The organism is Nocardioides plantarum, from assembly GCF_006346395.1.
In the GTDB taxonomy this organism is placed as follows: Bacteria; Actinomycetota; Actinomycetes; order Propionibacteriales; family Nocardioidaceae; genus Nocardioides; species Nocardioides plantarum.
In genome coordinates, this window is record NZ_VDMS01000001.1 from 173139 (window position 1) to 185545 (window position 12407).

Genomic DNA, 12407 nt, shown 5'->3' on the forward strand with positions numbered 1-12407 from the left:
CCGGCGCCGGGTCCAGCCCGAGTGCTGGTGGGGTCCGTTCGCCAAGTAGGGGCCCGGGACTTTCTCAGGACTTTCTTCGTCGTTTTCCTGCGAACGTCACCACCGGTCGTCTAGATTGATCTCACCAAGCCGCTGGAGACCCGAGACTCCGGCGGCTTGGTTCTTTTTTGCCCGGGCGGCGACGGCGTCGACCGCGGCCCGGGGCCGTTACCGAGTTGTGCACCGCGATTGTGCGACACGTGGATCGGGGCGTCGTAGAGTTCTACTTACCGAGCTGCTGGAGACCCGAGACTCCAGCGGCTCGGTTCCATTTTTGGCCCGGCCGGGTCTCGACAAGCTCGACCACCGACGGCACCGACGGCACCGACGGCACCGACGGCACCGACAGCACCGACGGCGCCGAGAGCGCGCCCGGGCGGTCAGAGCGGCGTGAGCAGGGCGGCGGGCAGCCACTCCTCGACGGTGGCCCATTGCGCGGGCCGCAGCTGGGCGGCGTACAGCACGCGGCCCTCCCAGCCGGCCGCGGCCTGCCGCCACTCCAGGAGCAGGCCGGGCCGCCTGGTGCCGCGACCGTCGGCGGCGTCGGCCACCCAGCAGTGCCGCATCGGGCAGGGCTCGGCGGGCGGGACGTCTCTCCCCCGTTGGGTCGTGCCGCCGGCCATGGGTCGATGGTGCCACACGCTCGAACACGTGTTCGAGGGGACTGCGGGTCAGTCGTCCTCGTCGGAGGCGAAGTCCTCGTTGTGGGTGCCGGGGCGCGGCGCCCACGGCAGCTCCTTGGCCGGGCGTACGACGACCAGGCGGTCGCCGCGGGCCAGCAGGGCGACCACGGGGTCGAAGTAGCGGTAGACCTGCTCGTCGCGCACCACCGCGATCACCTGGTCGGGCACCGACTGCGGCTGCTTGCCGACCTCGGAGACGAGCAGCTCGCGCTCGGCGACCTCGAGGCCCTCGCCGTAGGTGAGCAGGTCCTCCATGACGGTGCCCAGGGTCGGCGAGAGGGTCGACAGGCCGATCAGCCGGCCGACCGCGTCGGAGGAGGTGATCACCGAGTTGGCGCCGGACTGGCGCATCAGCGGCGCGTTCTCCTGCTCGGAGACCGAGGCGACGATCCACGCGTCGGGGTTGAGCTGGCGCACGGTGAGGGCGGCGAGCACGTTGGAGTCGTCGCGGCCGGTGCAGATGATCACCTGGTCGGCCTGCGCGACGCCGGCGCGACGCAGCACGTCGCGGCGGGTCGCATCGCCGGTGACCACGGCGAGGTTGTCGGCGTGGGCGTCGGCCAGGGCGGTCGCCGAGGGGTCGACGACGACGACGCCCTCGCGGTCGACGCCGTTGCCGACGAGCGTCTCAACGGCGCTGCGGCCCTTGGTGCCGTAGCCGATGACGACGACGTGGTGGCCCATGTTCTTCCTCCAGCGAGAGATCCGGATCAGCTCGCGCCCCTGCGAGGCGAGCACCTCCAGGGTGGTGCCGATCAACAGCACCAGGAACGCGATGCGCGCCGGGGTGATGATGAAGGCGTTGACGAGCCGCGCCGCGTCGCTGACCGGGGCGATGTCGCCGTAGCCGGTCGTGCTGAGCGTGACGGTCGTGTAGTAGAGCGAGTCGATGAGGCTGATCTCGCCCGTCGGGTCGTTGTTGTCGGCATACCCCTCGCGGTCGAGGTAGACCAGCAGCACGGTCCCCAGCAAGATCGCCAGCGCCAGCAGCAGCCGCCGGCCCAGCACGAACCACGGTGAGCGGTTGCGCTCGGGGAGGTTGACCTTGCCGCGGGCCGGGTTGGCCGCCGTACCGGTCAGGTGCTCATCCACGCTGGGAGCCTAGGGCCCGCAGCCGCGCCATCAGCTCGAGCCTCGCGCGAGCGGTGTTCTTCTGCGGGAAGACGTGGTCGAAGGCGGCGTTGACGGCGGCGCCGATGAGCACGGCGAGGGCCAGGAGGTAGAGCCACAGCAGGACGGCGATCGGCGCGGCCAGCGGGCCGTAGATCGACTTGGAGTCGGCGGCCGTGACCGTGAGCACCCAGCGCAGCACGTAGGAGCCGAGGATCCAGGCCACCAGGGTGAACGTCGCGCCCGGCAGGTTGAAGGTCCAGTTGGTCCGCACCGGCACGGACACGTGGTAGAGGGTGGCGAGGAAGCAGATGCAGACGACGATGACGATCGGCCAGTAGAACGACATCAGGAAGTCGGCCCGCTCGGGCAGCAGGTCGCGCACCAGGTGGGGTCCGGCGACGACCAGCGGCAGCGAGATCGCGCCGGTGAGCACCGCCAGGATGTAGAGGCCGAAGGCGAGCGCGCGCGTCTTGACGATCCCCCGGTGCCCGCCGAGCCCGTGCATGATCGTGATGGTGTCGACGAAGACGTTGAGCGCCCGCGAGCCGGACCACAGCGACAGCACGAAGCCCAGCGAGATCACGTCGAGGCGACCGCCGGCCAGCACGTCGTCGACCGTGGGGGCGATGACGTTGGTGACGGCGCTCTCGGTGAGGAACCGGCTGCTCAGGTCGAGGACCGCGCGGCGCACGTCGTCGAGCTGCGCGGCGCTGAACTGCTCCGAGACGTAGCCCACCGCGCCGGCCAGCGCGAAGATCAGCGGGGGCACCGACACCACGGCGAAGAAGGCGCCCTCGGCGGCCAGGCCGGTCACGCGGTACCTCAGGCACGAGGAGACCGTGGTGACGATCAGGCGCCAGACGACGTGCGCCGTACGGCGGGCGCGGACGGCGAGCGCGGACCGCGGGGCCGACGGCTCCGTCGCGTCCGTGGCTCCCGAGGTCATGCCTGCACGCTAACGGCGGGTGGGTCCGGGATCGGGGATCCTCGGGCCCACCCGCCGGGTGAGATACGTCGTACGGCGTCAGGCCGGCTGGGGCTGCTTGTCCAGCGACGGGGACGCGGGCGTGGCGGGCTCGTGGTCGTCGAGCATCGTGGTCTCGTCGAACGGGTCGTCGCCGGCCAGGACCCGGTCGAGCTGGGCACGGTCGAGGCCGCCGGTCCAGTGCCCGATGAGCACGGTGGCGATGGCGTTGCCGGCGAAGTTGGTGACCGCGCGGGCCTCGGACATGAAGCGGTCGATGCCGACGATGAGGCCGACGCCGTCGACGAGCTCGGGTCGGTGCGAGCTCAGGCCACCGGCCAGGGTGGCCATGCCGGCGCCGGTGACGCCCGCGGCGCCCTTGGAGGCGATCATCATGAAGACCAGCAGCGAGATCTGCTCACCGATCGACAGCGGGTCGCCGAGCGCCTGTGCGATGAAGAGCGAGGCCATCGTCAGGTAGATCGCGGTGCCGTCGAGGTTGAACGAGTAGCCGGTCGGGACGACGACCCCGACGGTCGGCTTGTCGACGCCGGCGTGCTCCATCTTGGCGATCAGCCGCGGCAGCGCCGACTCGGACGACGACGTGGAGACGATGAGCAGGAACTCGCGGCCGAGGTACTTCAGCAGCGAGAAGACGTTGACGCCCGACGCGACCTTGAGCAGCGTGCCGAGCACGAGGAAGACGAACAGCGCGCAGGTGATGTAGAAGCCGACCATCAGCACGGCCAGGCTCTTGAGCGCGTCGACACCGGTGGCACCGACGACGGCGGCCATCGCACCGAACGCGCCGACCGGCGCGGCCCACATGATCATCGCCAGCACCCGGAAGACGACCTTCTGGATGTGGCCGATGCCGCGCAGGATCGGCTCGGCACCGCGACCCATCTGCTGCAGCGCGAACCCGACCAGCAGCGCGACGAGCAGGGTCTGCAGCACCTCGCCGGAGGTCAGGGCCGAGAGCATGGAGTCGGGGATGATGCCGAGCAGGAAGTCGGTGGTGCTGCCGTGACCCTCCTTCGCCTGCTCCTGACCGGCGCCGGCCAGCTCCTTGGTCAGCTCGAGGTTGGAGCCGGCGTGCAGCAGGTTGCCGACGACCATCCCGATCGCCAGGGCGAACGTCGACATCGTCACGAAGTAGACCAGCGCGAGGCCACCGACCTTGCCGACGCGCGCCGCGCTGGCGACCGAGCCGACCCCGATCACGATCGTGCAGAAGATGACCGGCTGGATCATCATCCGGATCAGCGCGACGAAGCCGGTGCCGAGCGGCTTGAGCTCGACCGCGAAGTCGGGGAACGCGATGCCGACGGCGATGCCGGCCGCCACGGCGACGATCACCGCGAGGTAGAGGTAGTGGGTCCGGTTCTGGACCTTGCCCCCGTTGGTGGATGTCTGGGTGCTCATCGTCGCGCCTCCCGCCGGGCCGTGCGCCGGGTGCTTCCCGGCCGACGCCCACCCTGGTGCGCGATGTGTCGCGCGTCACCCTTGTGTTCGTTGTGGTCGCGGTCACGTCCTCCGCGGCCCCGCGCCCCCACGGTGATCGAGCCTGTTCTCGGTGGTCGAGCCTGTCGAGACCCTCCTCGGTGGTCGAGCCTGTCGAGACCCTCCTCGGCGGTCGAGCCTGTCGAGACCCCGCTATCGCGCCAAGCGACCGTCCGGCTGCGCCTCCATCCACAGCTCACGACGAGGCGGTGGCTGTCGGCTCGCACGAGACGCACGCTGACGTCATGGCTATCAATGCGTACGTCTACATGCTCCAGTGCGCCGACGGCTCGTACTACGTCGGCAGCACGATCGATCTCGAACGGCGACTGGGGCAGCACCAGAACGGCGAGGGTGCGGCATACACGCGGCGTCCCGGCCGTCTGCCGGTCACCCTGGTCTACGTCGAGGACTTCGATCAGATCAGCGACGCGTTTGCCCGGGAGAAGCAGATCCAGAACTGGAGCCGGGCGAAACGCCAGGCGCTGATCGACCGTCGGTACGCCGAGCTGCCCAAGCTCGCCAAGGGCCGCTACGACATGCCGGGCTATGTCTCGCGTAGGTCGGGTGCTGATGAGGACGGGGTCTCGACAAGCTCGACCACCGAGGATGGGGTCTCGACAAGCTCGACCACCGAGGACGGGGTCTCGACAAGCTCGACCACCGAGGACGGGGTCTCGACAAGCTCGACCACCGAGGACGGGGTCTCGACAAGCTCGACCACCGAGGACGGGGTCTCGACAAGCTCGACCACCGAGACCCCCTCGACCACCGAGGACGACGTCAGGTGAGCTCGAGGCCGGGGTAGAGCGGGTGCTTGTCGAGGATCTCGGCGGAGGCGTCCTTGACCTTGTCGGCGACGCCCTCGGCCAGCGTGTAGGAGGCCTTGGAGGGGCCGCCGGCCTTGGTGGTGCCGGGCTGGGTGTTGTCGAGGACGTGGACGATGAGCTCGGCGACGGTGTCGAACTCGTCGTGGCCGAAGCCGCGGGTGGTCAGCGCGGGGGTGCCGAGGCGGATGCCGGAGGTGTACCAGGCGCCGTTGCGGTCGGCCGGGACCGAGTTGCGGTTGGTGACGACGCCGGCGTCGAGGAGGGCCGACTCGGCCTGGCGGCCGGTGAGGCCGTACGACGACACGTCGAGCAGGACCAGGTGGTTGTCGGTGCCGCCGGTGACCAGGGTGGCGCCGCGCTTGGCGAAGCCCTCGGCCAGCGACTGGGCGTTGTCGGCGACCTGCTGGGCGTAGGTCTGGAACGACTCCTGGCGGGCCTCGGCGAAGGCGACGGCCTTGGCGGCCATCACGTGGGAGAGCGGGCCGCCGAGCACCATCGGGCAGCCGCGGTCGACGCTGGGGGCGTACTCCTCGGTGGCCAGCACGATGCCGCCGCGCGGGCCGCGCAGGCTCTTGTGGGTGGTCGAGGTGACGACGTGGGCGTGGGGCACGGGGTCCTCGTCGCCGGTGAAGACCTTGCCGGCCACCAGCCCGGCGAAGTGGGCCATGTCGACCATCAGCGTCGCGCCGACCTCGTCGGCGATCTCGCGCATCTTGGCGAAGTTGACCCGGCGCGGGTACGCCGAGTAGCCGGCGACCAGGATCAGCGGCTTGAACTCGCGCGCCTTGGCGGCCAGGGCGTCGTAGTCGAGCAGGCCGGTCACCGGGTCGGTGCCGTACTGCTGCTGGTGGAACATCTTGCCGCTGATGTTGGGGCGGAAGCCGTGGGTGAGGTGGCCGCCGGCGTCGAGCGCCATGCCGAGCAGGCGCTGGTTGCCGAGCTCCTTGCGCAGCGACTCCCAGTCGGCGTCGGTGAGCTCGTTGACGTTCTTGTGGCCCGACTTCTCCAGCCACGGACCCTCGACGCGGTGGGCCAGAATCGACCAGAAGGCGACGAGGTTGGCGTCGATGCCGGAGTGGGGCTGCACGTAGGCGTACTCGGCGCCGAACAGCTCACGCGCGTGCTCGGCCGCGATCGTCTCGACGGTGTCGACGTTCTGGCAGCCGGCGTAGAAGCGGTGCCCGACGGTGCCCTCGGCGTACTTGTCGCTGAACCAGGTGCCCATCGTCATCAGCACGGCCGGCGAGGCGTAGTTCTCGCTGGCGATCAGCTTGAGCGATCCGCGCTGGTCGGCGAGCTCCTGGCGGGTGGCCTCGGCGATGCGGGGCTCGACCGAGGCGATGACCTCGAGGGCCTGGGAGTAGGCGGAGCTGGCGAGGGCGGCGCTGTCGGACGCGGTGAGGTCGGCCATGGGGCCAGCCTAGTGAGGGGTGGGGAGCACACCGAATCCGTTCACGGGACCGTGCGACGCGACGGCGCCGGGCGGTCCGGGAGGTCGGCCGACGACCCGACGCGCAGCGCCCAGCTGCCGTAGGCCCAGCACCCCGTGTCGCTGCAGGAGGCGTACAGCCCGAACCCGGTGCGCGAGGTGCCGTAGCCGGCGTCGGTGGGGTTGTAGACGTACATCGTGCCGATGCTTCCGCGCTGGGCCGTGTAGATGCAGAGCCATCCTTGCGGGTTGACCCGGCCGGGGCCCGGGCACTCGGCGGTGGGGCTGGCCCCCGGGGCGAGCACCGTCGTCCGGTTCTCCGGGATCCTGACCGGCAGCCTGGCGCCGAGCAGGACCGTGTCGCCGAGGTAGGAGCCCGACCCGCCGCCCCACGCGCCGAAGTCACCGGTGCGCACCTCGCCCCGCCGGGCGGACTTGGTCGCGTACGACGCGCTGTCGAGACCGTCGAGCCGGTCGGCGTCGCGGGACTTCGCGATGATGTTGTCCGGCAGGCGGCCGTGGGAGTCGGTCGCCACGAGCTTGCCCTTGCGGGCGCTGGTCGAGGTCGTGGCCTTGATCGCGCTCAGCCCGTCGACGGAGTCGGCGTCCTGGATCTTGGCGGCGACGCTGGGCGTCGCCATGACGACCGAGGCGACGACCAAGGCGACCGCAGCGGTGCGGACGTCGCGGCGCAGACCGTCGCGGGTCGCGAGCCAGCGGGAGAAGGAGGCGAGCATGGGACGACCTCTCGTCGGGGGCGGGGCGGATTCCCACGCTCTCCGAGCGGAGCGGGCGACACCATGGTCAGATCGGGCCTTGCGTCACCTGCGCAGAATGTGACGTAGGTCCCACTACCTCCCGTGTTACGCCTGGATGACGGCCACGTGTCCCACATGACGGACACGCGTCTCACATCACGAGATTGACGTTTGTGGACCTGGTGTCCACGCCGTGAGACTCCACCTCATGGTCACTGCCGAGACGCGCGTCTTCCTCGTGGTACGCCGCCACGTGGACTTCGGGCGCCTGCACCACGGCATGTGTCGGGCTCGCTGACGATCGAGACGCCCCTCACCTCCGCGCCCCCGGCGCACCAGCGAAGGACCACCACCTCCCATGCCTGACCAGCGCTTCCAGTCCCAGAAGGCCAAGCACACCGAGATCCCGCGCCCCAAGCGCGCCGAGGGTCAGTGGTCGTTCGGCTTCACGGAGCCGCTGAACAAGAACGAGCAGTCCAAGAAGGACGACGACCCGCTCAACGTGCGGGCGCGGATCATCAACATCTACTCCAAGCGCGGGTTCGCCTCGATCGACCCGGCCGACCTGCGCGGCCGCTTCCGGTGGATGGGGCTCTACACCCAGCGCGCGCCGGGCTTCGACGGCGGCAAGACCGCGATGCTCGAGGAGGAGGAGCTCGACGACGAGTTCTTCATGCTGCGGGTCCGCTCCGACGGCCGCCTGCTCACCGGCGAGGCCGTGCGCACCCTCGGCACCATCGGCATCGACTTCGCCCGCGACACCGCCGACGTCACCGACCGCGAGAACATCCAGTACCACTGGATCCGCGTCGAGGACGTCCCCGAGATCTGGGACCGCCTCGACGCCGCCGGGCTGAGCAGCCTCGAGGCCTGCGGCGACTCGCCCCGGCCGTTCCTCGGCTCGCCGGTCGCCGGCGTCGCCGCCGACGAGATCATCGACGGCACCTCGGCCCTGGAGGAGATCTTCGACCGCTTCATCGGCGACCCCGACTTCTCCAACTTCCCCCGCAAGTTCAAGACCGCGCTGACCGGCCACCCCGGGCACGACGTCTCCCCCGAGACCAACGACATCTCCTTCGTCGGCACCGTCCACCCCGAGCACGGCCCCGGCTTCGACCTGTGGGTCGGCGGCGGGCTGTCGACCAACCCGATGCTCGCGGCCAAGATGGGCGTCTGGATCCCGCTCGACGAGGTCGCCGACGCCTGGGCCGCGGTCGCGTCGGTCTTCCGCGACTACGGCTACCGCCGCCTGCGCTCGCGCGCCCGGCTGAAGTTCCTGGTCGCCGACTGGGGCATCGAGAAGTTCCGCGAGGTCGTCGAGAAGGAGTACCTCGGCCGCGAGCTCGTCTCCTGCGAGTCCCCCGCCTCCCCCGTCGGGCACCGCGACCACATCGGCGTGCACGACCAGAAGGACGGCCTGAAGTACGTCGGCATCGCGCCCACCGCGGGCCGCGTCTCCGGCACCCTGCTGGTGCAGCTGGCCGACCTGATCGACGAGTACGGCGTCGCGGGGGCCCGGCTGACGCCGTACCAGAAGATCGTGCTGATCGGCGTACGCCCCGAGATCGTCGAGGAGCTCGTCACCAGGCTCGACGCGATCGGGCTGTCGGCGCGCCCGTCCAACTGGCGCCGCAACACCATGGCCTGCACCGGCATCGAGTACTGCAAGCTCGCCATCGTCGACACCAAGGAGCGCGCCCGCAGCCTGGTCGGCGAGCTCGAGCAGCGCTTCCCCGAGCTCGACGTGCCGATCACCGTCAACGTCAACGGCTGCCCCAACGCGTGCGCCCGCACCCAGGTCGCCGACATCGGACTCAAGGGCCAGCTGGTCATGCACGACGGCCAGCAGGTCGAGGGCTTCCAGGTGCACCTCGGCGGCGCGACCGGCCTGCAGGCCAACTTCGGCCGCAAGTTGCGCGCCCACAAGGTCACCAGCGCCGGGCTCGACGACTACGTCACGGCCGTCGTCACGAACTACCTCGTGGACCGGGTCGACGCCGAGGGTGCCGAGGTCGAGAGCTTCGCGACCTGGGTCGCGCGCGCCGACGAGGAACTACTTCGCGGCGACAAGGTGTTGAGCCCGTCATGAGTGAGCGAGCCGTCCCGTTCCACTGCGCCTACTGCGGCGACACCAACCTGTGGCCCCACGAGGCCCAGCACGGTGCGTGGGAGTGCCACGACTGCCAGCGGGTCTTCTCGGTCAAGATGCTCGGCACCCTGCGTCGCAGTGCCGGTGTCGAGGGCGTGGTCCGATGAGCACCGTCCTGACCCAGACCGCCCGCGACAACCGGGGCATCGCCACCGAGGGACGCTCCTCCGAGGAGCTGCGCGACCTCGTCTCCCACTGGGGCGCCGAGCTCGAGCTCGCCCCCGCCGAGACGATCGTCGAGTGGGCCGCGGCCACCTTCGGTGAGCGCTTCTGCATCACCTCCTCCATGGGCGACGCCGTGCTCGCCCACGTGGCGGCCAAGGTCGTGCCGGGCGTCGACGTCGTCTTCCTCGACACCGGCTACCACTTCGCCGAGACGATCGGCACCCGCGACGCCGTCCAGCACACGATGAACGTCAACCTGCTCTCGATCACCCCGAAGCAGACCGTGGCCGAGCAGGACGCCACCGAGGGCAAGGACCTCTTCCGCACCGACCCCGACCGGTGCTGCGCGCTGCGCAAGGTCCAGCCGCTCGCCGACGCCCTCTCGTCGTACGACGCCTGGGCGACGGGCCTGCGTCGTGCCGAGAACCACAACCGCGTCATCGCGCCCGTCATCGGCTGGGACGCCAAGAAGGGCAAGGTCAAGGTCTCCCCGCTGGCCCGCTGGAGCGACGAGCAGGTCGAGCGCTACATCCTCGACAACGGCGTGCTCGTCAACCCGCTGACCTACGACGGCTACCCCTCCATCGGGTGTGCGCCCTGCACCCGTCGCGTCGCCCCCGGCGAGGACCCGCGCAGCGGGCGCTGGGCCGGCACCAGCAAGACCGAGTGCGGCATCCACCAGTGACCCGCCCCGTCCCGCACGACCCCGCGCACGACCACCAGAAGAAGAGGAGGCAGTTCTGATGGCTGCTCCCGCACTCGTGGCCCTGGCTCCCGCCAGCCGTGACCCCCGGGCCACCCGGACGATCAGCACCCTCGTCGACGAGGTCAAGGCCCAGCGGCCCGACCTGCGCGTCGAGCGCGCCCACCTCGACCCCGCCGGCACCGGCGCTCGCTGGACGCGACCCGAGCTGCACACCGTCGTCGACCGGCTGGTCAAGGCCGGACACGACGAGATCGTGATCGTGCCCCTCGCCCTGTCCGAGGCGTTCGGCGGCCTCGAGGGCCTGTCCGAGGCCGTCACGGCCATCAGCCAGCGCCACCCCGGCCTGCAGGTGCGCGCCAGCGCCCCGCTCGGTCTCGAGGCGTGCTTCCTCGAGGTGCTCGACGAGCGGCTCCGCGACGCCCTGCGCGACGCCCGCTGCCGCGAGCTCGACGCCCTGGTGCTCGCCGCCGCCGGCTCCACCGACCCCTTGGCCAACCAGTCGGTCGCGCGGCTCGCGCGACTGTGGGGCACCCACCACAAGCTGCCCGTGACGGCGGCGTACGCCGCGAGCGCACCGCCCGCGACCGGCGAGGCCGTGCGCGCCTTCCGGGCCGAGGGCCGGCGCCACATCGCCGTCGCCTCGCTGTTCCTGACCCCCGGCGACCTCACCGACCGGGCCGCCGAGCTGGCTCTCGAGGCCGGCGCCGTCGCGGTCTCGCTGCCCCTCGGCGCCCACCCCGAGGTCGCCCGGGTCATCCTGGCCCGCTACGCCGTCGGCGCCGTCGAGCTCGTCCCGGTCTGAGGCCCATCACGCCGGTCCGGTGCTCAGGGCGGGCCGGGTACGTCGGCTGCGTGGGTCTCGAGGCTCGTCGCCAGGGCTCCTCGCACCTCGACCGGCGTGTGGTCGTCAGCCCACCAGGTGCCGGAGCAGCCGCTCGAGCTCGGCCGCCGGGTCGGTGGTCAGGCCGCCGTGGACGGGACCGGGCTGGAGCACGGTGCTGCGCGGCGCCTTGAGGTAGCCGAAGCGCTGGCTCACCGGCGCGCGACCCGCGCTGCCCGCGCGCACCGCACCGGCGCACACGGCATCGACGTAGGCCAGGGCCTCGCGCAGCTGGCCGGGCTCGATCAGCGCATCGAGCGCCCCGAGACGGGCTGGGTCGACCTCCCAGGCGGCGTCGAGGTAGTCGGTGGCGTGGCAGTAGAGGACGACCCCGACGTTGAGGAACTCCTCCCGGTCGACGCGTGGGACGCAGCGCAGGGCGACGTACTGGTAGGAGCGTCTGGTCGGGTCGCTCACGGCAGCCACTGACGGGTGCCGAGGCGGGCGGTGAGGAAGGCGACGTACGCCGCGCGCAGCGCGTCGGGCGTCTCGGCGCCGGGCACCGGGTCGAGCCAGGTGTCGGGGACCAGCGCGACGACCTCGGCGAGCAGGTCGGGCGTGACGACCTCGGTGAGGCGGGCGTCGACGGCGGCGAGGTCGCCGGCGCGCTCGCGCAGGACGTGGTCGGCGGGGTTCCACGGCTGCGCGGCGAAGCGCGCCGGGTCGGTCAGGCCGCCGGGCCAGGCGTGGTGGAAGTAGAGCGCCGCGCCGTGGTCGATGACCCAGAGGTCGTCGCCCCAGACGAGCAGGTTGGGGTTGCGCCACGAGCGGTCGACGTTGGCGCAGAAGGCATCGAGCCACACCACGACGCCGGCGACGTCGGCGTCGGTGCCGGTGTCGCCGTCGAAGCCGAAGGATCCGGGCAGGAAGTCGATGCCGAGGTTGAGGCCGGTGCTGGCGGCGAGCAGGTCCTGGACCTCCTCGTCGGCCTCGTAGCGGGCGATCTCGGCGTCCAGGTCGAGGACGACCTGGCGAGGGGTGTGCAGCCCGATCCGCCGGGCGAGCTCGCCGACGATCACCTCGGCGACCAGCACCCGCGGGCCCTGCCCGGCCCCGCGGAACTTGCAGACGTAGGTGCCGAGGTCCTCGGCCTCGACGAGGCCGGGCAGGCTGCCGCCCTCGCGCAACGGCGTGAGGTAGCGGGTGACCGCGACCGTCGGCAGCGCGGGATCGGTGGAGCTCACGGCG

General features: G+C 71.2%; 13 protein-coding genes. 5 read left to right on the plus strand and 8 right to left on the minus strand.

The window, feature by feature from the left end:
* Positions 1-419: 419 nt before the first annotated feature.
* The 4 genes from FJQ56_RS00820 to FJQ56_RS00835 form a co-directional block, all read right to left on the minus strand.
* Entirely contained in the window at positions 420-662 is a 243-nt protein-coding gene (locus FJQ56_RS00820; RefSeq protein ID WP_140007320.1) for a hypothetical protein, read from the minus strand.
* A 48-nt stretch (positions 663-710) separates the two neighbouring features.
* Entirely contained in the window at positions 711-1814 is a 1104-nt protein-coding gene (locus FJQ56_RS00825; RefSeq protein WP_246083926.1) for a potassium channel family protein, read from the minus strand.
* Positions 1807-2781, minus strand: coding sequence for a YihY/virulence factor BrkB family protein (locus FJQ56_RS00830; protein WP_140007321.1), 975 nt, complete (start codon positions 2779-2781; stop codon positions 1807-1809). Before FJQ56_RS00830 ends, FJQ56_RS00825 begins: the two co-directional genes overlap by 8 nt.
* Before the next feature lie 78 nt (positions 2782-2859).
* The gene (locus tag FJQ56_RS00835; RefSeq protein WP_140007322.1) at positions 2860-4224 is read right to left on the minus strand and encodes a cation:dicarboxylate symporter family transporter; all 1365 of its coding nucleotides are present in this window, start codon (positions 4222-4224) and stop codon (positions 2860-2862) included.
* A gap of 323 nt (positions 4225-4547) precedes the next feature.
* Here FJQ56_RS00835 and FJQ56_RS00840 point away from each other — a divergent pair, with 323 nt between their 5' ends.
* Positions 4548-5093 (plus strand): GIY-YIG nuclease family protein, encoded by a 546-nt coding sequence (locus FJQ56_RS00840; protein WP_211350713.1) that lies wholly within the window; start codon positions 4548-4550, stop codon positions 5091-5093.
* On the opposite strand, the gene FJQ56_RS00845 is transcribed toward FJQ56_RS00840, so the two are convergent.
* Together FJQ56_RS00845 and FJQ56_RS00850 are read right to left on the minus strand one after the other, a co-directional pair.
* Positions 5086-6543, minus strand: coding sequence for a glycine hydroxymethyltransferase (locus FJQ56_RS00845; RefSeq protein WP_140007323.1), 1458 nt, complete (start codon positions 6541-6543; stop codon positions 5086-5088). The two genes, FJQ56_RS00840 and FJQ56_RS00845, sit on opposite strands and share 8 nt — an antisense overlap.
* A 41-nt stretch (positions 6544-6584) precedes the next feature.
* Positions 6585-7298, minus strand: a complete 714-nt coding sequence (locus FJQ56_RS00850) for a hypothetical protein (protein WP_140007324.1) — start codon at positions 7296-7298, stop codon at positions 6585-6587.
* 379 nt (positions 7299-7677) lie between these two features.
* On the opposite strand from FJQ56_RS00850, the gene FJQ56_RS00855 reads away from it, so the two are divergent.
* The 4 genes from FJQ56_RS00855 to FJQ56_RS00865 are packed head-to-tail and all read left to right on the plus strand — an operon-like array spanning position 7678 to position 11141.
* Complete coding sequence (locus FJQ56_RS00855) at positions 7678-9408, plus strand: nitrite/sulfite reductase (protein WP_140007325.1); 1731 nt, start codon at positions 7678-7680, stop codon at positions 9406-9408.
* Positions 9405-9575: a hypothetical protein gene (locus FJQ56_RS21915; RefSeq protein ID WP_170215216.1), complete on the plus strand. Its 171-nt coding sequence runs from the start codon at positions 9405-9407 to the stop codon at positions 9573-9575. The genes FJQ56_RS00855 and FJQ56_RS21915 overlap by 4 nt, the downstream gene beginning before the upstream one ends.
* Positions 9572-10318, plus strand: a complete 747-nt coding sequence (locus tag FJQ56_RS00860; protein ID WP_140007326.1) for a phosphoadenylyl-sulfate reductase — start codon at positions 9572-9574, stop codon at positions 10316-10318. The genes FJQ56_RS21915 and FJQ56_RS00860 overlap by 4 nt, the downstream gene beginning before the upstream one ends.
* A 58-nt stretch (positions 10319-10376) precedes the next feature.
* Complete coding sequence (locus FJQ56_RS00865) at positions 10377-11141, plus strand: sirohydrochlorin chelatase (protein ID WP_140007327.1); 765 nt, start codon at positions 10377-10379, stop codon at positions 11139-11141.
* 105 nt (positions 11142-11246) lie between these two features.
* Here FJQ56_RS00865 and FJQ56_RS00870 read toward each other — a convergent pair whose 3' ends face one another.
* On the minus strand, positions 11247-11636 hold the full coding sequence (locus FJQ56_RS00870) for a DUF3037 domain-containing protein (protein ID WP_246083927.1): 390 nt from the start codon (positions 11634-11636) through the stop codon (positions 11247-11249).
* Entirely contained in the window at positions 11633-12403 is a 771-nt protein-coding gene (locus tag FJQ56_RS00875; protein WP_246083928.1) for a HipA family kinase, read from the minus strand. The genes FJQ56_RS00870 and FJQ56_RS00875 overlap by 4 nt, the downstream gene beginning before the upstream one ends.
* Between the last annotated feature and the right edge of the window lie 4 nt (positions 12404-12407).

Excerpts from the sequence above, each read along its gene's own strand:
- FJQ56_RS00820 (WP_140007320.1), bottom strand. The coding sequence starts at position 662 with ATGGCCGGCGGCACGACCCAACGGGGGAGAGACGTCCCGCCCGCCGAG.
- FJQ56_RS00830 (WP_140007321.1), bottom strand. The coding sequence starts at position 2,781 with ATGACCTCGGGAGCCACGGACGCGACGGAGCCGTCGGCCCCGCGGTCC.
- FJQ56_RS00835 (WP_140007322.1), bottom strand. The coding sequence starts at position 4,224 with ATGAGCACCCAGACATCCACCAACGGGGGCAAGGTCCAGAACCGGACC.
- FJQ56_RS00840 (WP_211350713.1), top strand. The coding sequence starts at position 4,548 with ATGGCTATCAATGCGTACGTCTACATGCTCCAGTGCGCCGACGGCTCG.
- FJQ56_RS00845 (WP_140007323.1), bottom strand. The coding sequence starts at position 6,543 with ATGGCCGACCTCACCGCGTCCGACAGCGCCGCCCTCGCCAGCTCCGCC.
- FJQ56_RS00850 (WP_140007324.1), bottom strand. The coding sequence starts at position 7,298 with ATGCTCGCCTCCTTCTCCCGCTGGCTCGCGACCCGCGACGGTCTGCGC.
- FJQ56_RS00855 (WP_140007325.1), top strand. The coding sequence starts at position 7,678 with ATGCCTGACCAGCGCTTCCAGTCCCAGAAGGCCAAGCACACCGAGATC.
- FJQ56_RS21915 (WP_170215216.1), top strand. The coding sequence starts at position 9,405 with ATGAGTGAGCGAGCCGTCCCGTTCCACTGCGCCTACTGCGGCGACACC.
- FJQ56_RS00860 (WP_140007326.1), top strand. The coding sequence starts at position 9,572 with ATGAGCACCGTCCTGACCCAGACCGCCCGCGACAACCGGGGCATCGCC.
- FJQ56_RS00865 (WP_140007327.1), top strand. The coding sequence starts at position 10,377 with ATGGCTGCTCCCGCACTCGTGGCCCTGGCTCCCGCCAGCCGTGACCCC.